Below are 21,182 nucleotides of genomic sequence, written 5' to 3'. Positions count from 1 at the left end.
GATGAGTGACCTAGGCTTCGGCCGTTTCGACGATTTCGTGCTCTTCTTCGGTTTGCGGCAAGCGCACGTCTTTAGCCTTGTCGACGTACAGCACGCCGTTGAGGTGATCGATCTCGTGCTGCAGACATTGCGCGAAGAGTCCCTCGCCTTCGAGCCGGATCTTCTCGCCGTTGCGGTCGAGCCCGCTGACCGCAACGCGCCGGTAGCGCGTGATCTCGCCGACGAAGCCGGGGACCGAGAGGCAGCCTTCGGTCAGCTCGACCTCTTCTTCGGCCAGCTCGATCTTGGGATTGACGACGACCGCGGGATCGTGGATATCGTCTTGCACGTCGATCACGAAGAGGCGTTTGGAGACGTTGACCTGCGGCGCGGCGAGGCCCACGCCCGGTGCGGCATACATCGTCTCGAACATGTCGTCGATGAGCTGCTGAAAGAGAGGGTCGGCCAATTCTCTCGGACTGACCTTCTTGGCAACCTTACGCAACGTCGGATGACCGTCCGTGATGATCTCGCGGATGTAGGGCATGGGGCGCCTATTCTACGGCCCATGCCCTTCTGTCATCCCGAGCCCTTCGAGGAGGACCCTATTGCGTCGTGAAGCTCCCGACCGGGCCGAGCGGCGTGCAATTGCTCGACTCATTGTTGAGCCAGACGTAAATCGTCTCGCCCGAAGAGAATCCTCCGGTAAGCGTGATGCTTTGGTAGTACGGGTTGGAGATCGACGGCGTTGCCGAGGGAGAGGGGACGTTCGATGCCGGGATCGTCTCCATACCGGCGTATGTCTGTACCGAGCCGCTCAGCGAATCCGAGGTGTTGATGTAGGCGTTCCAGGTGTTCGGCAGCGGCGAAGCGACCGCGAATACGAACTGCTGCGGATTATCGGTCACGCCGGTCGCGCCGGGAATCGGATAGACCATCTGGACGGCTTCACCCGGCGAACACGTCGGCCCGGGCGTCGGAGCTTGGATCGTGGTTCCGCCGCCGCCGCAGGCGGCGATCGCCACGGCGAATACGGCAAATGCGGAACCGGCGATGAGATTGCGCAAGGTCAACATGCTACCATCCTACTCCGGCGTTCCTGGGCAAAGAATGAGAACGTTTTAGAGATCGATTAGAGAATATATCCCGAAAGATCGGCGTTTTCCACGACGTCTTTGAGCCGTTCGCGAACGTAGGCCGCGTCGATCGTCACCGCGCCGCGCTCCTCCGGCGCACCGTAGCTGATGTCTTCGAGCAGCCGCTCGAGCACGGTGTGCAACCGTCGCGCACCGATATTCTCGCTCTGCTCGTTGACTTGCATCGCGAAGCGGGCCAACTGCTCGATCGCATCCTCGGTGAACGTGAGCGCGACGCCTTCGGTCGCGAGCAACGCCCGGTACTGCTCGATCAGCGCGTTCTTCGGCTGGGTGAGAATCGTCTTGAAATCCTCGGCGGTCAGCGAGTCGAGCTCGACCCGGATCGGAAAACGTCCCTGCAACTCGGGAATCAGGTCGGAGGGCTTGCTGATGTGAAAGGCTCCCGCCGCGATGAAGAGCACATGATCGGTTTTTACCTGGCCGTGCTTGGTCGTGACCGTGCTGCCCTCGACGATCGGCAGGATGTCGCGTTGTACGCCTTCGCGTGAAACGTCGGGACCGCCGCGCGCGCCTTCACGCCTCGCGACCTTGTCGATCTCGTCGATGAAGATGATCCCATCCTCGCCCGCCCGGCGCAGCGCTTCGCGTTTGACCGCGTCCATGTCGATCAGCTTGGCGGCCTCTTCTTGGGTGAAGATGCGCCGCGCCTCGGCGACGGTGACGCGCTTTTTCGTCTTGCGTTTGGGAATCAAGCCGCCGAGCATCTCGCCCAGATCCGCGCCGCCGCCTTGGTCCATGCCGATCATGCCGATCGGCACGCTCGGCGTTTCTTCGACCTCGATCTCGATCAGGCGCACGTCGTAGAAGCCACGCTCGATCTCGCTGCGGGTTTGTTCGCGAATCCGCGCGACGTCGCTGGGCGGTCCCGACGGCGGCTGCGGCTGCGGTTGCGGCGCGGAGTTCCCGAAGATCGAACCGAGCGTCGCGGCGAACGGATTGCCGGGCGTGTTCGATCGCGTCGCGGTCTCGGGATGCAATTCGTCGATCAACCGCTCGACTGCGGCTTTCTCGGCGAGCTCCGCCACCTCGGAGCGGCGCTCTTCGGTCACCATGCGCACCGAGGCTTCGACCAGATCGCGCACCATCGACTCGACGTCGCGGCCCACGTAACCGACCTCGGTATATTTCGTCGCTTCGACTTTGACGAACGGTGCGCCGACCAAGCCGGCCAGACGCCGCGCAATCTCGGTCTTGCCGACACCGGTCGGGCCGATCATCAGAATGTTTTTCGGCGTGATCTCTTCGCGTAGGTCTTCGCGTACGTGCGAGCGGCGGTAGCGGTTGCGCAGCGCGATCGCGACCGCGCGTTTGGCCTTGCCCTGGCCGACGATGTACTTATCGAGTTCGCTCGCGATCTGGCGTGGCGTGAGTCCGGCGATGTCGGGAAGTGCGGTGGTCATGGAAGTGTTTCAACCGTGATGTCGTCGTTGGTGTAGATACAGATTTCGCCCGCGATCTCCAGCGCCTTGCGCGCAATGTCGGGCGCCGAAAGATCGCTGTTGCGCAGCAGCGCGGCGGCCGCCGCCTGCGCGTACGGTCCGCCGCTGCCGATCGCCGCGATGCCCTCGTCGGGTTCGATCACGTCACCCGTGCCGGAGAGCACGAAGAGATGGTCGGGCGTCCCGACCACGAGCAGCGCCTCGAGCCGCCGCAGCGCACGATCCTGGCGCCAGTCTTTGGCCAGCTCGACGGACGCGCGCGTGATATCTTTGAACTCGGCGAACTTGTTCTCGAACTTCTCGAGCAGCGTGATGCCGTCGGCGGCCGATCCGGCGAACCCGGCCAAAACTTTGCCGCCCGCGATCTTACGCACTTTGCGCGCGCTGTGCTTGACGATCGTCTTATCGAGGGTGACCTGCCCGTCGCCGGCGATGGCCAGCATGCCGTTGCGGCGAACGGCCAGAATAGTGGTGGAGCGAATCCTCATGTCGTCACCGTTCTACCCGTTCCAAGCGTTGGGGGTTTCATGAAGCGCACAACGGTCGTTGTCGTAGCCGCACTCCTCCTGCCGTCCGTCGCCGGCGCCCAGCCGATGTTGCGGGGCCCGATATCCGGACCGGCGCCGAACGCAGCCCGGGGCATCACCGTCACCGGCAGCGCGTCGACGCGCGTTCCCGCTACGAGCGCGCGGATCACGCTGCAAATCGTGACCGCGAACCGCGCTCTCACCCTCGACACCGAGAAGGTCCAGCCGATCGTCGACGCGCTCGTCAAAGCCGGCGCCGATCCGGCGAGTGTACGGCTGCCGATCAACTTCCGGGCTCCCGGCACCTCGAATGTGGCGACGATCACGGCGACGGCGATGCATCCGACGGTTGCGATGCTGCAAAGCGGCATCGTCACGGTCGGGACGGCGGTGGCTTCGATGAAGGGCGTTCTGCTGAATAGCGCGCAGGTCTTCCTCAGCGCAGCGGACTGTCAAACCGCTCTCGATAGCGCGCGCGAACGCGCGATCGCGCGGGCTCATGCGAAGGCCGAATCGATCGCCAAAGATCTGAACGTACATATCGGCGGCGCGATCAACGTTCAATCGATCGAACAAAACACGCCCGACGGCTCCTGCTCGACGCAGTACTTCGTCAACGGCATGATGACGGGACCCGACGCGCCCCAGACGCCGCAGGACTACGTGACGGTGCCGGTCGCCTCAACGATCACGATCACCTACGCGATCAAGTAACCGCGTTATACCGGCAGCAGGGCGATTCGGTTTTTGAAACCATCGATCGCAGCCAGCGCGCGTTGCGCCATGAGGCGACGCCGTTCTTTCTTGTCTCGAACCTCGCGGTCGAGCGGCGGGAAGTAAGCCCAGGTCGCGTTGGCCGGTTGAAAGTCGTGTGTCGCACGGTTTTGCAGATGCGCGACGACCGCGCCGAACGCACTTTCGCGCGGAAATTCGATGGGCTCGAGTCCGAGAATCGCGCGCGCCGCATGAAGACCGGTCATCGCACCGCAGGCGGCCGCCTCGACATAGCCCTCGGCGCCGGTGATCTGTCCGGCGAAGTACAGGTTCTCGTAACCGCGTAGCCGTAGACGCGCATCCAGCACGCGCGGCGAGTCGAGGAACGTGTTGCGGTGCATCACGCCGAGCCGCAGCCACTCCGCGTCGGCCAAGCCCGGCAGCTTTCCGAAGGCCGCCTTCTGCGCCGGCCACGACAGCCGCGTTTGAAATCCGACCAGGTTGAACGCCGTGCCCTCGGTGTTTTCTTTGCGCAGCTGCACGACCGCGTGCGGCGTCCGTCCGGTGCGCGGGTCACGTAGGCCGACCGGCTTGAGCGGTCCGAAGCGCAGCACGTCGTCGCCACGATCGGCCATCTCTTCGATCGGCAAGCAGCCTTCGAAGTAGTTGGCGCTTGCGTCCAGCTCGAAACCTTTGGGTTGATGGCGCTCGAGCGTGCGCAAATCGTGGAGGAGCTGCGCGTACTGCGCGCGATCGAGCGGGATGTTGAGATAGTCGTCGCCCTCGCCCTTTTCGTAGCGGGACTTCCGGTACATCGGCGATTCGTCGATCGAATCCGCAGCCACGATCGGCGAGGCCGCATCGTAGTAGTGCAGGCGCCCTTTTGTGTCATGCTGAGGTTCTCGAAGCAGTGCGTCGATGCTCTGCAGCAATGCGTCGCTCGGTAACGGGCCGCAGGCGACGATCGCCGGACGATCGAGCGGAATCGCGCTCACCTCTTGACGGTGCAGCGCGATGCGCGGATGTGCGGTGATGCGCCCCTCGACCGCGTCGGCGAATTTCGCGCGGTCGACGGCGAGCGCGCCGCCGGCCGGAACCGCGGCCTCGCGCGCGCTGGTGACGACGATCGAATCGAGCCGCGCCAGCTCTTCTTTGAGCAAGCCGACGGCGTTTTCGAGCGCCGCGCCGCGCAGCGAGTTGCTGCACACCAGTTCGGCGAGTCGTCCGGTCGTGTGCGCGGGTCCGCTCCGCAGCGGACGCATCTCGTACAGGTCGACGTCCACGCCCGCATTCGCCGCCTGCCACGCCGCCTCGCAGCCGGCCAGGCCGCCTCCGATGACGGTCAGCTTATTGAACATTTCCCATCACGGCGTCGATCCTCAATCGCATGGCGATTTCCCTTAAGCACATACACGAAACTCAAGATCGGGAATTGAATCCAGATCGAGATGCAATTGCAGCGCTTCTCCAATTCGCCTTTCGGTTTCTTCGAGCGTCGCACCGGTTGCGACGCACCCGACAACGCTCGGCGCGTGCGCTGCGTATCCGGTATCGGTCTTAGATATCTCAACGAAAAACTTCATGGCCAGAGCCCCGCCTGCCTCAAAATCGACCGTTCCAACTTCGGGGGAAGATCATCGCTCTCATGCCCGCTCACCGTCACCTTCCCGGGCTTACGTGGGTGCTTGAATTGGCGGTGCGACCCTCGTTGGGTGGTGAGAACCCAACCATCACGCTTGAGCGCCCTGAGGGCGTCTCGAACCTTCGCTGGCACTCATCTTCATTCACCCGGATCGATCCTAATGGCAAGGGGATGGGAACGCTGTCGACTCTTCGCACACGGCTAGACTTCCGCGAGTTCGCGGTCTTCGCTCGGTTCCTCACCGGAGGTGGATTTCGCGAGCGAGGAGACGTCGTGTTCCTTGTCGGCGGCACATTCGAGGTGCACGACGCCGCCGCGGCGGTTCTTCGCGACGACGTAACTTCCGCAAACCGGACAGGGCTGCGGGATCACGCGATCCCACGAGACGAAGTCGCAGTTCGGATAGTTGGCGCAGCCGTAGAACGTGCGGCCCTTCTTCGAACGGCGCTCGACGATCATGCCGCCGTCCTTGGGACACTTTGCACCGGTGTCCTTGACGATCGGTTTGGTCGTCTTGCACTCGGGATAGCCCGTGCATGAGATGAACTTGCCGAAACGGCCGGTCTTGATTACCATCGGCCGGCCGCAATTGGGGCAAATCTCGTCGGTTGGCTCGTCCTTGATCTCGAGTCGCGGCAGCTTCTTTTCCGCCTCTTCCAGCTGATGCGCGAACGGTGCGTAGAACTGGCGCAGAATCCCGGCCCAGTCGGCGTGGCCCTCGGCGACTTTATCGAGATCGCCCTCCATGCCGGCGGTAAATTTCAGATCGACGATGTCCTTGAAATGCTCGGCCAGCAGGTCGTTGACCGCGATGCCGATGTCGGTCGGCTTGAAGCGGCGCTCCTCTTGCGTTACGTAGCCCCGCGCTTGAATCGTATCGACGATCGTCGAGTAGGTCGATGGGCGCCCGATGCCGTTCTCTTCCAACGCTTTGACGAGCGTCGCTTCGGTGTATCGCGGCGGCGGTTCGGTGAAGTGCTGCTTGGGTTCGATCGCCCGCGGATCGAGCGCGTCGCGTTCGTGCAGTTCGGGCAACCGCACGCGGCCTTTGCCTCGGAGCGCACCGTTCGCCTTCGCGGCATCTTCGCCGTTTTGCGCAGCCTGCCCTGAGCCGGTCGAAGGATCTTCGTCTTTGCCTTCTTCGTATACGCGGGTGAAGCCGGCGAATTTCACGATGCTGCCGGTCGCGCGGAACGTATATTCCGCGGCGCTGATGTCGACGGTCGTTTGGTCGAGGACGGCGGGCGCCATTTGCGAGGCGGTGAAGCGCTCCCAGATCAGCGTGTATAAGCGCAGTTCATCGCGTTTGAGCACGTGCGCCACGCTCTCGGGCGTACGGAAGACGCTGGTCGGACGAATCGCCTCGTGCGCGTCTTGCGCGCCTTCGCGCACCTTGTGCGCCGCACCGCCGTGGAATTCGGCGCCGTAGGTCTGCGAGATATATTCCCGCGCGTGCTCGCGCGCCGAGTCGGCGATGCGCGTCGAGTCGGTACGCATGTAGGTGATCAGACCCTGCGTCCCCTCCGAGCCGCCCAGGTCGACGCCTTCATAGAGCGATTGGGCGATCTGCATCGTGCGCCGCACCCGCAGCCGCAGTTTACGTGATGCTTCCTGTTGGAGGGTTGAGGTCGTGAACGGCGCGGGAGCGTTGCGCCGCACCTCACGGCGCTTGATCGAGGCGACCGAGAACGCCGCGCCCTCGAGCGCCCGCAGGATCCCAGCGGCTTGCGCTTCGTTGGTGATTTCGAGCTTCTCGCCGCGATGCGCCACCAAATCGGCGGGGAAGACGGCGGAGGGATCGCGCTGCGTCGCGAGCTGAGCGGTAACGGTCCAATATTCACGCGGCGTGAACGCGTTGATCTCGCGCTCCCGATCGACGATGAGCCGCACGGCGACCGACTGCACGCGCCCGGCCGAGAGGCCGCCGCGGACTTTGGCCCAGAGCAGCGGCGAAATCTTATAGCCGACCAGCCGGTCGAGAATGCGGCGCGCTTGCTGTGCGTTCACGCGATCCATGTCGATCCGGTGCGGGTCCCGCAGCGCGGCCAGCGCCGCATCCTTGGTGATTTCGTGGAGTTCGATTCGCTTTGGGTCCTCGAGCTTGAGCAGCTCGGCCAAATGCCATGCGATCGCCTCGCCTTCGCGATCCGGGTCGGTCGCGAGATAGACGTCGCTCGCGCTTTTGACCGCGCTCTTGAGCTCTTTGATGATGTCGCCCTTGCCTTTGATCGTGAGATACTTCGGCGCGAAGTCGTGCTCGACGTCGACGCCGAGCGTGCTCTTGGGCAGATCGCGTACGTGGCCCACCGATGCCTTGACCGCATAGCGCGGCGGCAGAAACTTCTTGATCGTACGCGCCTTGGTCGGCGACTCCACGATGATCAGGGGCTTTTTCACGGGGCTAAGTATACTCCCGGGGTCAAGACCGGGGCAAACCTTGCGCCCCGAGCGAGTCGAAGAATCGACCCCGCTCGCGCACGCGCGCACGTGCGCGCGCGTACGCGTGCGTACGCGCGATTTGCATGATTCGAAAAAATCCTTTATAGTGCGCTTAAAGCGCATTTCGTGCGCTGTCCAAATAACGCTGTTCGTCCCCCGGGGGACGAGGAGGAATGAATGGACTCCGATACCATGATGAATGGCGAGACGATGGGTGAGGCCAAGAAAAAGCCGCGCCGTAAGGCTCGCCGGAAAGCCGCCGCGGGCGGACGCAAAAAGGCAGCCGGCGGACGTAAAAAAGCGACGCGCAAGAAAGCTGCCGGCGGACGCAAAAAGGCCGGCGGACGCAAAAAGGCCGGACGCAAAAAGGCGGGCGGCCGTAAGAAGGCCGGCGGACGCAAAAAGGCGGGACGGAAAAAAGCCGGACGCAAAAAGGCTGCGGGCCGCAAGAAGGCCGGCGGACGCAAAAAGGCCGCGGGCCGCAAGAAGGCCGGACGCAGAAAGTCCTCGCGCAAGAAAAAGGCTTAACCGAACGCGAGAATCTGCGCAGTTCTAAATGAAGGCGGACGTACAACGTCCGCCTCGCTTTTTAAACACCGCCTACGCGATCTGCTGTTCGATTCCACCCTCTAAACGGACGATGTAGGTGTGCACGTCGGCATTGAAGCTCCATTCGTGGAGCAAGAACCCGGCTGACTCCACCCCGATGCCCAGGCGCGAACGCCCGATCACGAATTGCGGCGAGGTGCTCGGCGCCGTGCATGCGATCGCGCCGTTCCAGGGGCGCATCAGAATCGTATGGACGTGGCCGGACACGATGCGCGCGATCTGCGGATGAGCGCGCACGACCGAAGCCAACCGCTCGACCCCGACAAAGCCGTACGCATCCATCGCCGGTATGCCGGTACGAAACGGCGGATGATGCAGCGCGACGATCGTCGGGCGGCGCGGATAGGCGGCCAGTTCGGCATCGAGCCATCCGAGGCGTTCGCCATCCACGAATCCGCCGGCGCGCCCCGGATCGGTCGAGTCCAGCGCAATGATCCGCAGCGGCCAGGCGTCGATCGCGAAGCTTGCGTGGTGGGCGAACGTCCGTAAATAACGATGATCGCGAAAGGCCCGCCGTAGCGCTTCGCGATCATCGTGATTTCCCGGAATCAAAAAGTGCGGAATTTCGAGCCGCCCGAGCATCGACCGCAATCGCCGGTACTCGTGCGGCGAACCTCGTTCGGTGAGGTCGCCCGTTGCCAGGACCAGATCGGGGCGGGGGTGGAGTGCATGCAGCCGCGCAATCGTGCGGCGAAGGTAGTCGGCGGTGTTGGGCATGTGGTGCAGCACGTGCCCCCGGCGTCGTATGTGAAGATCGGAAATCTGCGCAACGATCACACGACGAGCATAGCGCGCGCGCCTTATCCCGAAATTAACGCCGGGCCGTGGGTCAAGTCGGGTGCGGCGCCGCGGTGCTCGTCGACCCAATGGCACGCCGCAAAATGACCGCTGCCGTATTCTGTGAACGCCGGGTCTTCGACCGAGCAGCGGTCGAACGCGACCGGACAGCGCGTGTGAAAGCGGCACCCGGACGGCGGATCGACCGGTGAGGGAATATCACCGGTGAGCACGATGCGCTTGCGGCGACGCTCGGCGGACGGATCGGGAATGGGAATCGCGGAGAGCAGCGCCTGCGTGTAGGGGTGCAGCGGCCGCTCGTAGAGTTCGTCACGCGAGCTGAGCTCCACGATCTTGCCGACGTACATGACCGCGACGCGGGTGGAGATGTGGCGCACGACCGAAAGGTCGTGCGCGATGAACAGGTAGGTCAGTCCCAGTTGCGCCTGCAGGTCCTCGAGCAGGTTGATCACCTGTGCCTGGATCGAGACGTCGAGTGCGGAGACCGGCTCGTCGCAGACGATGAACTTCGGGTCGACCGCGAGCGCGCGGGCGATGCCCACCCGCTGCCGCTGGCCGCCCGAAAACTCGTGAGGGTAGCGATTGGCGCTGTAAGGCCGCAATCCGACGAGCCGCAGCAGTTCTTGGACGCGCGCCTGCGCCTGCGCACCGCGGGCGAGCCCATGAATACGCAGGGGCTCCGCGATGATCTCGCCGATCGTCATGCGCGGATTGAGACTGGCAAAGGGATCCTGGAAGATGATTTGGATTTTCCGCCGCAGGCGGCGGATCTCGTCGGCACGCATCGTCGTGATCTCGGCGCCGTCGTAGGCGATCGACCCGCTCGTTACCGCAAGCAAGTGGAGCAGCATGCGCCCGATCGTCGTTTTGCCCGACCCGGACTCGCCCACCAAGCCCAGCGTTTCGCCGGCATCGATCGTAAAACTCACGCCGTCGACGGCTTTGACGTCGGCGACATGCTGGGAAAACAGGCCCGCATGAATCGGAAAGTACTTGTAGAGATCGCGGACCTCGATCAGCGGCATGGAACCTTCCCGTCGTAGAGCCAGCAGCGTGCCGCGTGGTCGGCGCCGAAGTCGTAGAGGGCGACGGGTTCGTCGCAAACCGTCATCCGTGCATCGCAGCGCGGTGCGAACGCGCATCCGGCCGGAAGATTGAGCAAGTTCGGTGGTTGGCCTTTGATCGGCTGCAAGCGGCGATGCTCGCTCTGGTCGAGGCGGGGAAGGGATGCGAGCAGCCCTTGCGTGTACGGCATCTTCGGCTCGCTGAAAATTTGATCGGCCGTGCCGTATTCGACGAGATTTCCGCCGTACATCACCAGCACGTTCTTGCACACTTCGGCCACCACGCCGAGGTCGTGCGTGATCATGACGATGGCCGCTCCCGTCTCGTGCTGCATTTCGTTCATCAGCTCGAGGATCTGGGCCTGAATCGTCACGTCGAGCGCGGTCGTCGGTTCGTCCGCGATCAACAGTTGCGGATTGCACGAGAGCGCCATCGCGATCATCACGCGTTGACGCATGCCGCCGGAGAATTGATGGGGATAGTCGTCGATGCGTTCCTCGGGTGAAGGGATGCGGACCTTGCGCATCATTTCAGCCGCCTTGGCGCGGGAATCGGCGCGCGAATACCCCAGGTGCACGCGCACCGCTTCGGCGATCTGTTCGCCGACGGTGAGCACCGGATTGAGGCTCGTCATCGGATCTTGGAAGATCATCGCGATCTTGTGACCGCGGATCCTGCGCATCTGAGCTTCGCTCTTGGCGAGCAGGTTCTCGCCCTCGAAAAAGATGCCGTCGCTGGCGACGCTCGCGTTACGCGAGAGAAGGCGCATGATCGAGAGTGCCGTGACCGACTTCCCCGAGCCCGACTCGCCGACGATTCCCAGCGTCTCGCCGGGCTGGAGTGAAAACGAAAGGCCGTTGACGGCCGTCACCGGGCCGTCCTCCGTTCGAAACGTCGTCCGGAGGTTGCGAACGTCGAGCAATGCGCTCAGCGCGTTAGATCCCCGTTAATGACAGGATGAATCCCGTGAGCACGAAGACGACGGCGGTAAATCCGGTCAGCCGCTTGAGCTGTTCCTCACCGCCCATCCGCGAGTACGCCGACTCGACCCGTCCGCCGATCGTTCCCGAGAGACCCTCTTGTTTGGTCGTCTGAACCGCAAGCAGCACGATCAACGCGATCGCCGCGACAATGAAGATTCCGGCGATGCCGTGGGTGAGCCATCCGAAATGTTCCTGAAAGACGGTCTGCGGCTGCGTCGCGGCCGGCGGAACGACGAGGTTTTGAACGGGCGGCAGCACTTTGAGGGGCGCGCCCTTGGCGGCAGCGGTCGCGGCCTTTGCGGCTGCGGCGAGTAAAAGGGTCAACGATGTATCTCCTGATGCGGGTCGAGCGCGCGCGCAAGGCGCTCCGCGATCGCTTGCGCGGATAGCCCGAAGAGCGCGCGTTGGCTGGGCTGGGAATCGTGCGCAACCAGAACGTCGGTAACGCCGACGCGCTGCACCCGAACCGCAAGGCCCGAATCCGACACATTCTCTACGACCGCCGATCCGAAGCCGCCTGCGAGCGAGTGCTCTTCCAGCGTAAGGAACGTGTCGTGATCGGCGGCCAGTTCCGCCAGCAGCTCGCCGTCGATCGGTTTGGCGAACCGCGCGTTGACGACGGTCGGCAGCCGGTCGGAGCGGCCGAATTCTCCGCTCGCCAACAGCCCGTACGCATCGAGCGCTACCTCGACCGTATTCCCGAGGGCGAGGACCGCGACGCCGGTGCCGCGGCGCAACACCTCGGCGCGGCCGTGCTCGATCGGCGCGACCGGATCGCGGTGGCGTCCGCTGGTCGAACCGCGCGGATAACGGATCGCCGCCGGGCCGCTACGTGTAAGCGCGTGCGCCAGCATCGGCGCAAGCTCGTCTTCGTTGCGCGGCGCCATTACCGTCATGTTGGGAAGCGTGCGCAGATAGGCGACGTCGTAGAGCCCCATGTGCGTGGGACCGTCGTCGCCGACGAAGCCGGCGCGATCGAGGCAGAAGACGACCGGCAGATTCTGCACGCACACGTCATGCACGACCTGATCGTAGGCGCGTTGCAGAAAGGTCGAGTAGATCGCACACACCGGCTGCAGACCGCTGGTCGATGCGCCGGCCGCCATGCAAACGGCGTGCGCCTCGGCGATGCCGACGTCGAAGAAACGCTCCGGAAATTGCTTGGCGAATTTGGAGAGCTTCGTTCCGTCGGGCATGGCGGCGGTGATCGCGATCAGCTTGGGATACGACTGCGCAAGTTCGATCAGCGCGCCGGCAAAGACGTCGGAGAAGGTTGGCCGAGCGTCGGGCTTGACTTCGAGTTTTCCGTTTTCGACGTCGAACGCGCTCGAGACGCCGTGAAAGGTCCGCGAATCCTTCTCGGCCGGCTCGTAGCCCTTGCCTTTGACCGTGCGTACGTGCAGCAGCACCGGGCGGTCGACGCTCTTGGCCGTCTCCAGCGCCGCAATCATCGTATCGACGTTGTGCCCGTCAAACGGGCCCATGTAGCGAAAGCCCAGCTCTTCGAAGATGACCGCGGCCTTCTCGGAGGGCGCGACGAAGCGCATCGCCCCCATCTCCGCACTGGCGAACGCTTTGCGCGCGGCCCCGCCGAACGGGATGTGTCCGAACACGTCTTTGGCGCGTTCGCGCACGAAATTGGCAAACGGCTTGCTGCGCAGCATCGAAAGATACGAGGCGATCGATCCCACGTTCGGCGCGATCGACATCTCGTTGTCGTTGAGAATGACGATGAAATTCGAATGGAGCTGGCCGGCGTTGTTGAGCGCTTCGTACGCGAGCCCGCCGGTCAGCGCGCCGTCGCCCAGCACCGCGACGATCGTTTCGCCGCCGCCGGAGAGATCGCGCGCGACCGCCATTCCGTAGGCGGCCGAGACCGACGTCGAGGCGTGACCCGCGCCGAATTGATCGTATGCCGACTCGCTGCGCATCGCAAAGCCGGAGATGCCGCCGCCCTTGCGCAGGGTGTGGAACCGGTCGCGGCGGCCGCTGAGGATCTTGTGGACGTAGGCCTGGTGTGAAACGTCCCAAACCAGTTTGTCGGTCGGCAGGTCGAGAACGCGGTGAAGCGCGATGGTCAATTCGACGACGCCCAAATTCGGCGCCAGATGGCCGCCGTTGCGCGAGCACGTAACGACGAGCATGTCGCGGATTTCACGAGCGAGCACGTCCAACTCATCGCGGGAAAGGGCTTTGACGCCGGCCGGGGACTCGATTCGTTCAATGATCATAATGTGAGCGGCGATGGTTCGCCGAGGGTTGAGGGGATTCCGGCCAAGGGGGCTAATCTACCGGGCCAATGCACGATCCGCTCCAAGAGATCGTTCCGATCAAGAATCGGCGGGCCTGGCGCGACCTCGCGCGCATCCTCTCGACGATCTTCAATCCATTTCTTACCGCGCTGGCCCTCTTCGTAATCCTTGCCCATGCGAGCGCGCGCAACGAGCTGGACTTCTGGTGGCTGCTCTTCATCTCTACGTTCTTCACCTCGATCGGGCCGATGATGTACGTCTTCTGGCTCTACGGAAGCGATCGCATCTCGGATCTTGACATGTCGGTGCGGCACGAACGCGAGGCGGTCTTCAGCGCTTTCGTCGTGTTCTATCTTGCCGGCACGGTGGTGATGTGGGTCATTCATGCGCCGCGCCTGATGATCGCGGCGATGGCGGCCTATACCCTCTCGACCCTGATCGTGCAGTACATCACGCGGTATTGGAAAATCAGCACGCACGCGATCGGCATCACCGCCCCGCTGGTTGCCCTCACGCTGCTCTACGGCAGCCAGACGCTACCGTTTCTCGTCCTGATTCCGATGGTGTGCTGGGCGCGCGTCTATCTCAAAGCGCATACGCTGCTGCAAGTCCTTGCCGGCGCCGTCTTGGCGACGCTCTCGACTGCGCTCTTCTTCCATCTCTTTCACGTCGGCGCGCCGGTCGCGATCTGAGCCCGAACGCGCGCAGCGGAGGGCGCGCACGCGCCGCAGGTCTCCCTCTATCCGTAGGTGACCTTCGCGACCGGCGTAGCCCGGCGTCGGACGCGATGCGACCGGCCCGGGCGATTGGCAGGCCGGCCTAGCGGCTATGTATCCGCTAGCCGCGGACGATACTATTGGCATGGAGTTGACCCGAACCACCCCACACGATGACTATCAGCAGTCGGATGTCGGTTTGGGCTACATCCACTCCCTGGGTGAAATCCACGCGCTGCTCTTTTCGGTGGGGCGCAGCTTCGGTCCGCAACCGCATTATCGTGGCTACGCGGCGTATGGGTGGTTCCTCGGTCCGTCGAATAGCTCGAAATCATGATCTCCGAACGCGAGGACGCGCTCTTCGACCGATTCAATGCGAGCGTCTCCAAGGCGGTCGAGGACGTTCGGCGCGCCTCCGAAGCGATCGCGGCGACCGCGCAGGAACAGACCACGCTCATGGTCGCGCTTTCCGATACCGCCGGCACCCTTGCCGCTGCCTCGCGTGAGACCGCCGAGCGCCTGCAAACCGCGCAAGCTTCGGCGCGAGCCGCCGCCTCCGACTTGGGCAACTCGTTCGAAGTCGTCGAGAATTTACTCACCTCGGTGCAGCAGCTCGCGGAGCTTTCGGCCGACACCGCTACCGCGATGGACAACTTCGGCCGGCTCATGAGCGAGATCGGGCGCATGACCGAGTTCGTCGAAGACGTCAGCGACGAAACGCAGCTGCTCGCGCTCAACGCCGCAATCGAGGCCGCGCGCGCCGGAACGCATGGATTGGGATTCGCCGTCGTCGCCGGCGAGGTCGGACGGTTGGCAAAGACGACCAACGAATCGACTTCGGCGATCAAGACCCTCGTGCTGGAGATCCAGCGCGAAGCCGAGGCAACGATTCGCTCCGTCCGCGCCAACGCCGAACGCTCCGCCGAATCGGCGCCGCTCGCTGAAGTCGCACGCACGTCGCTGGCCGAGATCGCCGAACTTGCCGCCGACCTGTCCGTGACCATCGATCGGGCGGTGGTCAGCGGACGCAATCACAGCCTGGCGGCGGAGGCGATGCGCAAGGCCACCGACGGACTGGCGAACGTCGCGGCCGCGCAGGGTCGCGAAGCGCTCGAATCCGCCTTTGCAACGCAGCGCCTGGCCTACTACGGCGCGGAGATCGAATACATCTCGCGCTCGCGCACGGCGCCGAAGGCCGATCACACCACGATCAAAGTCGCGACGCTGCTTCCGCTCGGCTATCCGCCGTCGCGCGCGTGGGAATACGTCGCGAAGCGCACGCTCGAGCTTTCGAGCGGGCGGCTCACGTTCGAGCTCGAGATTCCGTTCGCCGGCGGCAGTGAAATGGAAGCGATGCTGCGCGTTCGCTCGGGCGAGCTTGACATGGTGAGCGTCACCACCTACGTTGCAGGCGCGCTGCTGCCGCTCGCGCAACTGCTCGATCTTCCGTTCGTGTTCGCCGACCGCGACGCGGCCTACCGGCTGCTCGACAGCCATCTCGGCCGGCATATCCTGACCTCGTTCGAATCGTTCGGTTTGCACGGCCTGGCGTATTTCGAAAACGGGATGCGACACTTCACCAACAACTTGCATCCGATCCGGCGTCCGGCCGACATGCGCAAGATGCGGGTGCGCATCCAAGACTCCGTGGTCTACCTCGCGCTGATGCACGCGCTCGGGGCTTCACCAAAGGTGATTCCATTCCAAGATCTCTACCGTTCGCTTCAGAATCACGAGGTGGACGCGCAGGAGAACCCGCTCGCAAACACGCTGGGCGCGCGGCTCAACGAATTCCAGCGCTACCTGTCGCTGACCGCGCACACCTACAACACGCAGATCGTGCTCGGCAACGTCGAGCGCTGGCGCTCGCTGTCCGAGGAGGATCGCGCGATCATCGAACTCGCCTTCAAAGAGGCGACCGAGTATCACCGGCGCATCGCGACCGAAGACGAGGCGCACGCGCTCGCCGAGCTGCGCAAGAATCTCGAAGTCCACGAACTCGCGCCGGACGAACGGGAAGATTTCGTCAAGGCCGCCCGGTTCGTGTGGGAACGAATGGAGCCGCTCTTCCCCACCGACGTCTTCCGCCTGCTGCTCAACCGCAATTTGGAGAGCTGGCGGCCGCGCATCAATCTTGCCGGCGGGCCGACGCACGGCTTCACCCTCAACGACATCGTCGAGTCGATCGACCGCTCCGTCAACTCGGTGCGCGCGACCGGCGACACGATCAGGACGCAATCACGCTCGCAGATCGCCAGCCTCAACCAGCTCTCGCAAGAATCGATGGGGCTGAGCTCCTCGAACGAGCAGCTCGGCAAAGATTTTCAGGCGCTCGGTGAGCGGTTCGAGCAGGTCGCACCGCAGGTGCGCATCATGCGCGACACGGTCGGCGAGTTGATCGAAACGATCAACGTGCTCTCCGCGATGGCAGTCCAGAGCCGCAGCGCGCTCGATCAATTCGCAAAGTCGATGCACCAGATCTTCAACATCATCAACCTCGTTCGCTCGGTTTCCGACAAGACGAATCTACTCGCGCTCAACGCGGCGATCGAAGCCGCCCGCGCCGGCGATCACGGCAAGGGCTTCAACGTCGTCGCCGGCGAGGTGCGAGGCTTGGCCGACAAGACCAAAGCCTCGACGCTCGACATTCGCAAGGTGCTCAGCGATCTGGAATCGCGCGGCAAGGCTGCCGGCGTCGCAATCGAAAACGGCGTCGCCAAAGCCGAACACAGCGCGCGCCAGGCGCGCATGGCGCAAGAAGCCTTCGGGCGCATCGAGCAATTTGCCAGCTCGGCTCAGTTTACGCTCGAACAGGCCGAAGACGCGGCCAACGACGAAGCCCGCCGCGCCTACGCGATGTACGGCGATTACTCACAGATGGCCGCATTGGTCGAATCGCACGTCCAGGATAGCCGCTCCGCGGCGACCTCGACGGTCGAACTCGAACGCCAGCGCCGCGCCCTGTTTAGCTAGGCGTCATCCTGAGGTGCGAGCGAAGCGAGCCTCGAAGGGCTGAGGTGCATTCGCCTCCGTCATCCTGAGGTGCGTTCGCTTCCGTCATCCTGAGGTGCTCGGTCGCACAGCGACCGAGCCTCGAAGGACGAGAAGGACGAGAAGGAACGAGAAGGACGCTTTGCAAGTCGCCGCACTTCTCCCCAGTCGCCATTTACCAATGCGCGCTTTTTCGCGCGGCTCCAACCCTTGAGATGCTTCTCCCACGCGACGGCGTCGTCAAACGTTGCAAATTCCGAAATGTGGACGCAGCGTAACGGCCGCCGTTTGAACGTATAGCAGCGTTCGTCCCAGCCGTAATCGTGCTGCCCGAGACGCTCCTCCAGTTTGCTGGTGATCCCGACGTAGAATGAATCGTCGGCACACTGTAGCATGTAAACGTAAAACCGCTTCATACGTCGTCTTCTGCTGCGCGCACTGCCGTCCGCTAGCGCCGTCGCTCTCGTCCTTCTCGTCCTTCGAGGCCGCGCTTCGCGCGGCACCTCAGGATGACGGAGGCACTGCCGTCTCAGGATGACGGAGGCACTAGCATCTCAGGATGACGGAGGCACTGCCGTCTCAGGATGACGGAGGAGGCGGGCTCGTTCGTCCTTCGAGGCCGCGCTTCGCGCGGCACCTCAGGATGACAGGAGCGAGGTAGTCATGATCACCGGCGTGCGTTCTTCCATGATGCGGGCGACGCTGGCGCGAAAGCGCTCGGGATCGCCGCTGGTTACGTAACGTGTCGTTCCGGAGCCGACCGGCGTTTCGTCGAGCGCCAAGAACTCCGCCAGCCGCGCCGCCTGGACGAACGCGGGATCGACCAATTCAACGGCCGGTCCGAGCGCAGCGCGAAAATGCGCCTCGAGCACCGGGTAGTGCGTGCAGCCGTAGACGACTGCGTCGAGCCCGGGCGGAAGCTCCGCGCAAACGCGCGCGACGGCGATGCGCGCTGCCTCGCTCTCGTGTTCGCCCGCTTCGACCAGCGGCACCAATTGCGGAGCGGCGACTTCCCACACTTCACTCTGCTGGATGGCGTTGCGAATGCGCCGGCCGTACGCCCCGGACCGAACGGTCGCCTCGGTCGCGACGACACCCACGCGCCGCGCGGCGCGCCGCTGCAGCGCGATCGTCGCCGAGTCGAGCAGGTCGAACACCTCGGCGCGGGTGGAGGGCCATCCGTACACGTCTGCGATCGCGCAGGAAGTGTTGCACGCCATGACGATCGCCTCAACCCCGCGCTCGTCGAGCCAGGCGAGGTTGCTCTGCACCAACGCGAAGAGATCGTCCGGCGCGCGTCCGCCGTACGGCACGTGCGCTTGATCGGCGAAATAGAGGATGTCGACGTCCGGCAGGCGTTCGCGTACGCGCCGGATGACGGTCAACCCGCCCAGTCCCGAATCGAACAGGCCGATCACTGCTGCGTGCTGCCGACGACCGGGTACTCGCGCGCATACTGGTCGATGCCGTTGGCGATCGCCTGGGCCATCTGCGCGCGCCAATCGGGTGAGGAAAGCTTGGCGTAATCGCCCGGATTGGTCAGAAACGCCGTCTCGATCAATACAGCCGGCATGTCGGCATGTGCGGTTACGTACAAGTGCTCCTTGACGATGCCGTCGTCTTTCGCGAGACCGGCCATTGCGATGTCGCGATCCATGATCTGAGCCAACGGCTGATCAATCGGTTTGTAGTAGTAGACCGTCGTTCCATTCGGTCCGCTATTGATGTACGCATTGCAGTGGATGCTGACGAACAATCGAGCGCCGCTCTCGTTGGCGATGTCGTCGCGCGCCTGCAAATCGTCGGCGGCGTCGTTGTCGTATCCCATTTTCTTCGCTTCAGCCGTGCTGGTCGGCGTCGCGTCGACGTCGTGATCGGTCGTGCGCGTCATCTTCACTTGCCAGCCGCGCGCAATCAGAATCGACTGCACGCGCTTGGCCATGTCGAGGGTGAGCACGGCTTCTTGAAGATCACCGTGAACCGAGCCGCGATCGTCGCCGCCGTGCCCCGGATCGATGACGATCAGCTTCGGATTGGTCGGCACGTAGCCGCGCGGGCCGAATTTCCAGCTGGTGTCGTCGCCCGAATTGCTCGCGCCGTACTCGTCGGCCGGAACCGGCGTGATCGAGGGCTGCGGTTCGTTGGCGGAGACCACCGCGCCGATCGTGCCCGTGCCCTCGCGCGGCGCGCTCTCGCCGACCATCGTCGTTCCGACGTTCACCGTGATTCCGCTCGCCGAGGGTGAAACCGCGAGCGCCGTGTCGCCGGCGAGCGAGAGCGCAACGCGAACCGTTTGCGGATCGATCTGGCGCACGCGCAGCGCGATCAACGGATTGGCCTCGGCTTGTTCCAGCGGGCCGCCCGCAAGCTGTGCGTTTTTGATGTCGATCCAGAAGCGGTCGTCCGGCGCGCGCAGACGATGCCACTCGTAGGATGCATCGCCGGTCACGCCGATCGCCACTGTTTCGCTGCCGTCGGCGAGTGTGCTCACGCTGACGCTGTCGACGGTGGCGTTCGCCGCCGCGGGCGCATTTGCGAGCGGAGATGCCGTCACTACCGGAGCGGGCGCGGTCGTCGCTTCCGCCACGACCGCCAGCGCTGCGGCGCCCGCGACGGCAAGGGATTCGCGCAGCGGCTCCATCAACGGCGGAGCGCTGCCGTTCGCGCCGAAAGCGATCTCGAATTCGCCGCTTCCCGACTGCGGCGGATCGTGCCGCGTGTTCGGTGCGAGATCGAATGAGAGGTAGGTTTTCGGATCGCGCACGCTTCCCTCGGATGTAATCTGCAGATCGCGGATGCCGCCCGCGTTGACCGTACGTTCGGGCGCGAGCGTAGTTCCCACTCCGTCGAATTCGTAGACGAGGTGATCGGGTGTATCGCCGATCGCGCGCCCGTGCAAGATTCCGCCGCCGCGCGCGACCACCACCGCCTGCGGACCATATCCTTCGACGTCGACCGACGTGAGGAGCCGTTCGAGCACGCCGCCCGCAGGCGCGACGCCGAGCGCGCGCATCAGGTCGTCGAATGGAAGGTAGACTTCGGTGCCGTTCATATACGGTGCAAAGCCGGCCTGCGCGGTGAGCGCGCCGATGCTGTACTGGTCGTCGCCGACGCCGAAGCTGATCACCTCGGGCGCGGACGTTGCAATCAGCACGGTGCGGTCTCCCGCGCGCCAGGTCAGCGCGGCGCCGAGCGCTTTGAGCAGCGAGCGCAGCGCCGGATCGTCGATGCCGATCGCGGTTGCGCCTCCAGTATGGGTGATGTGGGTGAAGGTTATCGACGATCGTTCGAATGCGTAGCTAACCGTGTCGGCACGGACGACGGTCGTTGCGAGCAGCACGAAGATCGCACACGCGCTACCAATCCGAGCGGCGAAGCGGTTCATCGAGCTCAAGATGTCCCCCCGGGAGCGTCTCTACAGTTCGGCCCTCGATCGTAATCTGGACCGCATTGATAGAGGGAATTCCCGTTAGCGTATACACCAGACCTTTGAACTCGCCGGTTTCTTGGAATGAGCCGCCGTCACTCGGTCCCATATGCAGATCGACCACGGCGGTCGGCCCGTTGACCGCAACGTCGAGCACGCGTGTGCCGCTGGGAAAGCGCACCGCCTGGATATCCGGCGGCGGCCCGGCCACCGCTTGAACCGCCGCGTAGGTCGCCAGGTCGTGCAAGCGCGCAGCACTCTCCTCGCCCGGCTGCGCGGTGCGGGTGGAAACCTGCCAGGATCCAAGTGTGGTGCCGTCAAGTTTCGTATAGTAGACGGTGAGGTTCTCGCCGCCCGGCGCGCGCGGATGTAGAAAATACCATCCGGCGGCCGCTGCCAGCGCGACGACGACGACCGCAAAAACGATTCGCAACGATCGCACTG

The 21,182-nt window shown here is 64.0% G+C and carries 20 protein-coding genes; 5 read left to right on the top strand and 15 right to left on the bottom strand.

The annotated features are described in order from the left end of the window. Positions 1–10: 10 nt before the first annotated feature. The 4 genes from def to hslV are packed head-to-tail and all read right to left on the bottom strand — an operon-like array spanning position 11 to position 3,063. Positions 11–526: a peptide deformylase gene (def, locus tag VMF11_13780; protein ID HTU71375.1), complete on the bottom strand. Its 516-nt coding sequence runs from the start codon at positions 524–526 to the stop codon at positions 11–13. A 58-nt stretch (positions 527–584) separates the two neighbouring features. Continuing rightward, on the bottom strand, positions 585–1,055 hold the full coding sequence (locus VMF11_13775) for a hypothetical protein (protein HTU71374.1): 471 nt from the start codon (positions 1,053–1,055) through the stop codon (positions 585–587). Between the two features lie 56 nt (positions 1,056–1,111). Next, entirely contained in the window at positions 1,112–2,536 is a 1,425-nt protein-coding gene (hslU, locus tag VMF11_13770; protein ID HTU71373.1) for an ATP-dependent protease ATPase subunit HslU, read from the bottom strand. After that, positions 2,533–3,063, bottom strand: coding sequence for an ATP-dependent protease subunit HslV (gene hslV / locus VMF11_13765; protein ID HTU71372.1), 531 nt, complete (start codon positions 3,061–3,063; stop codon positions 2,533–2,535). The genes hslU and hslV overlap by 4 nt, the downstream gene beginning before the upstream one ends. A gap of 39 nt (positions 3,064–3,102) precedes the next feature. On the opposite strand from hslV, the gene VMF11_13760 reads away from it, so the two are divergent. Further along, positions 3,103–3,816 (top strand): SIMPL domain-containing protein, encoded by a 714-nt coding sequence (locus VMF11_13760; protein HTU71371.1) that lies wholly within the window; start codon positions 3,103–3,105, stop codon positions 3,814–3,816. A 5-nt stretch (positions 3,817–3,821) separates the two neighbouring features. Here the strand turns inward: VMF11_13760 and trmFO are convergent, their stop codons facing one another. The 3 genes from trmFO to topA form a co-directional block, all read right to left on the bottom strand. Further along, complete coding sequence (trmFO, locus tag VMF11_13755; protein ID HTU71370.1) at positions 3,822–5,174, bottom strand: methylenetetrahydrofolate--tRNA-(uracil(54)-C(5))-methyltransferase (FADH(2)-oxidizing) TrmFO; 1,353 nt, start codon at positions 5,172–5,174, stop codon at positions 3,822–3,824. Positions 5,175–5,395: 221 nt separating this feature from the next. After that, positions 5,396–5,590 carry a type II toxin-antitoxin system HicA family toxin gene (locus tag VMF11_13750; GenBank protein ID HTU71369.1) on the bottom strand — a complete coding sequence of 65 codons (195 nt, stop codon included), beginning with the start codon at positions 5,588–5,590 and terminating at the stop codon, positions 5,396–5,398. A 69-nt stretch (positions 5,591–5,659) separates the two neighbouring features. Further along, the gene (topA, locus tag VMF11_13745; protein ID HTU71368.1) at positions 5,660–7,855 is read right to left on the bottom strand and encodes a type I DNA topoisomerase; all 2,196 of its coding nucleotides are present in this window, start codon (positions 7,853–7,855) and stop codon (positions 5,660–5,662) included. Between the two features lie 219 nt (positions 7,856–8,074). On the opposite strand from topA, the gene VMF11_13740 reads away from it, so the two are divergent. Continuing rightward, the gene (locus tag VMF11_13740) at positions 8,075–8,425 is read left to right on the top strand and encodes a hypothetical protein (GenBank protein ID HTU71367.1); all 351 of its coding nucleotides are present in this window, start codon (positions 8,075–8,077) and stop codon (positions 8,423–8,425) included. Between the two features lie 72 nt (positions 8,426–8,497). Here the strand turns inward: VMF11_13740 and VMF11_13735 are convergent, their stop codons facing one another. The 5 genes from VMF11_13735 to dxs all read right to left on the bottom strand — a co-directional run bounded on the left by VMF11_13735 (position 8,498) and on the right by dxs (position 13,583). Beyond that, positions 8,498–9,283: a phosphodiesterase gene (locus tag VMF11_13735; GenBank protein ID HTU71366.1), complete on the bottom strand. Its 786-nt coding sequence runs from the start codon at positions 9,281–9,283 to the stop codon at positions 8,498–8,500. A 23-nt stretch (positions 9,284–9,306) separates the two neighbouring features. After that, positions 9,307–10,329 carry a dipeptide ABC transporter ATP-binding protein gene (locus VMF11_13730; protein HTU71365.1) on the bottom strand — a complete coding sequence of 341 codons (1,023 nt, stop codon included), beginning with the start codon at positions 10,327–10,329 and terminating at the stop codon, positions 9,307–9,309. After that, positions 10,320–11,240, bottom strand: coding sequence for an ABC transporter ATP-binding protein (locus tag VMF11_13725; GenBank protein HTU71364.1), 921 nt, complete (start codon positions 11,238–11,240; stop codon positions 10,320–10,322). The genes VMF11_13730 and VMF11_13725 overlap by 10 nt, the downstream gene beginning before the upstream one ends. Before the next feature lie 64 nt (positions 11,241–11,304). Then, on the bottom strand, positions 11,305–11,676 hold the full coding sequence (gene secG, locus VMF11_13720) for a preprotein translocase subunit SecG (protein HTU71363.1): 372 nt from the start codon (positions 11,674–11,676) through the stop codon (positions 11,305–11,307). Further along, on the bottom strand, positions 11,673–13,583 hold the full coding sequence (gene dxs, locus VMF11_13715) for a 1-deoxy-D-xylulose-5-phosphate synthase (protein ID HTU71362.1): 1,911 nt from the start codon (positions 13,581–13,583) through the stop codon (positions 11,673–11,675). The genes secG and dxs overlap by 4 nt, the downstream gene beginning before the upstream one ends. A gap of 68 nt (positions 13,584–13,651) precedes the next feature. Here dxs and VMF11_13710 point away from each other — a divergent pair, with 68 nt between their 5' ends. The 3 genes from VMF11_13710 (at position 13,652) to VMF11_13700 (ending at position 17,293) form a co-directional block, all read left to right on the top strand. Beyond that, positions 13,652–14,296, top strand: a complete 645-nt coding sequence (locus VMF11_13710) for a phosphatase PAP2 family protein (protein HTU71361.1) — start codon at positions 13,652–13,654, stop codon at positions 14,294–14,296. Positions 14,297–14,465: 169 nt separating this feature from the next. Continuing rightward, a complete protein-coding gene (locus tag VMF11_13705) occupies positions 14,466–14,657 on the top strand; it encodes a hypothetical protein (GenBank protein ID HTU71360.1) in 192 nt (63 codons plus the stop codon). After that, the gene (locus VMF11_13700; protein ID HTU71359.1) at positions 14,654–17,293 is read left to right on the top strand and encodes a DctP family TRAP transporter solute-binding subunit; all 2,640 of its coding nucleotides are present in this window, start codon (positions 14,654–14,656) and stop codon (positions 17,291–17,293) included. Before VMF11_13705 ends, VMF11_13700 begins: the two co-directional genes overlap by 4 nt. A gap of 656 nt (positions 17,294–17,949) precedes the next feature. On the opposite strand, the gene murI is transcribed toward VMF11_13700, so the two are convergent. Genes murI through VMF11_13685 form a run of 3 tightly spaced genes read right to left on the bottom strand, consistent with a single transcriptional unit; the run spans position 17,950 to position 21,180 of the window. Continuing rightward, the gene (murI, locus tag VMF11_13695; protein HTU71358.1) at positions 17,950–18,729 is read right to left on the bottom strand and encodes a glutamate racemase; all 780 of its coding nucleotides are present in this window, start codon (positions 18,727–18,729) and stop codon (positions 17,950–17,952) included. Continuing rightward, complete coding sequence (locus VMF11_13690; protein ID HTU71357.1) at positions 18,726–20,696, bottom strand: N-acetylmuramoyl-L-alanine amidase; 1,971 nt, start codon at positions 20,694–20,696, stop codon at positions 18,726–18,728. Before VMF11_13690 ends, murI begins: the two co-directional genes overlap by 4 nt. Continuing rightward, positions 20,668–21,180 (bottom strand): GerMN domain-containing protein, encoded by a 513-nt coding sequence (locus VMF11_13685; protein HTU71356.1) that lies wholly within the window; start codon positions 21,178–21,180, stop codon positions 20,668–20,670. The genes VMF11_13690 and VMF11_13685 overlap by 29 nt, the downstream gene beginning before the upstream one ends. Positions 21,181–21,182: the final 2 nt, after the last annotated feature.

This window comes from Candidatus Baltobacteraceae bacterium (assembly GCA_035502855.1).
Taxonomy (GTDB): Bacteria; Vulcanimicrobiota; Vulcanimicrobiia; order Vulcanimicrobiales; family Vulcanimicrobiaceae; genus Aquilonibacter.
The sequence above is the reverse complement of the archived record's forward strand: the minus strand, read 5'-3'. Positions and strand labels throughout refer to the sequence as shown.

What these genes read in the sequence shown, in the direction of transcription:
- def (HTU71375.1), bottom strand. Translation starts at nt 526, where the DNA reads ATGCCCTACATCCGCGAGATCATCACGGACGGTCATCCGACGTTGCGT.
- VMF11_13775 (HTU71374.1), bottom strand. Translation starts at nt 1,055, where the DNA reads ATGTTGACCTTGCGCAATCTCATCGCCGGTTCCGCATTTGCCGTATTC.
- hslU (HTU71373.1), bottom strand. Translation starts at nt 2,536, where the DNA reads ATGACCACCGCACTTCCCGACATCGCCGGACTCACGCCACGCCAGATC.
- hslV (HTU71372.1), bottom strand. Translation starts at nt 3,063, where the DNA reads ATGAGGATTCGCTCCACCACTATTCTGGCCGTTCGCCGCAACGGCATG.
- VMF11_13760 (HTU71371.1), top strand. Translation starts at nt 3,103, where the DNA reads ATGAAGCGCACAACGGTCGTTGTCGTAGCCGCACTCCTCCTGCCGTCC.
- trmFO (HTU71370.1), bottom strand. Translation starts at nt 5,174, where the DNA reads ATGTTCAATAAGCTGACCGTCATCGGAGGCGGCCTGGCCGGCTGCGAG.
- VMF11_13740 (HTU71367.1), top strand. Translation starts at nt 8,075, where the DNA reads ATGGACTCCGATACCATGATGAATGGCGAGACGATGGGTGAGGCCAAG.
- VMF11_13730 (HTU71365.1), bottom strand. Translation starts at nt 10,329, where the DNA reads ATGCCGCTGATCGAGGTCCGCGATCTCTACAAGTACTTTCCGATTCAT.
- dxs (HTU71362.1), bottom strand. Translation starts at nt 13,583, where the DNA reads ATGATCATTGAACGAATCGAGTCCCCGGCCGGCGTCAAAGCCCTTTCC.
- VMF11_13710 (HTU71361.1), top strand. Translation starts at nt 13,652, where the DNA reads ATGCACGATCCGCTCCAAGAGATCGTTCCGATCAAGAATCGGCGGGCC.
- VMF11_13705 (HTU71360.1), top strand. Translation starts at nt 14,466, where the DNA reads ATGGAGTTGACCCGAACCACCCCACACGATGACTATCAGCAGTCGGAT.
- VMF11_13700 (HTU71359.1), top strand. Translation starts at nt 14,654, where the DNA reads ATGATCTCCGAACGCGAGGACGCGCTCTTCGACCGATTCAATGCGAGC.
- VMF11_13690 (HTU71357.1), bottom strand. Translation starts at nt 20,696, where the DNA reads ATGAACCGCTTCGCCGCTCGGATTGGTAGCGCGTGTGCGATCTTCGTG.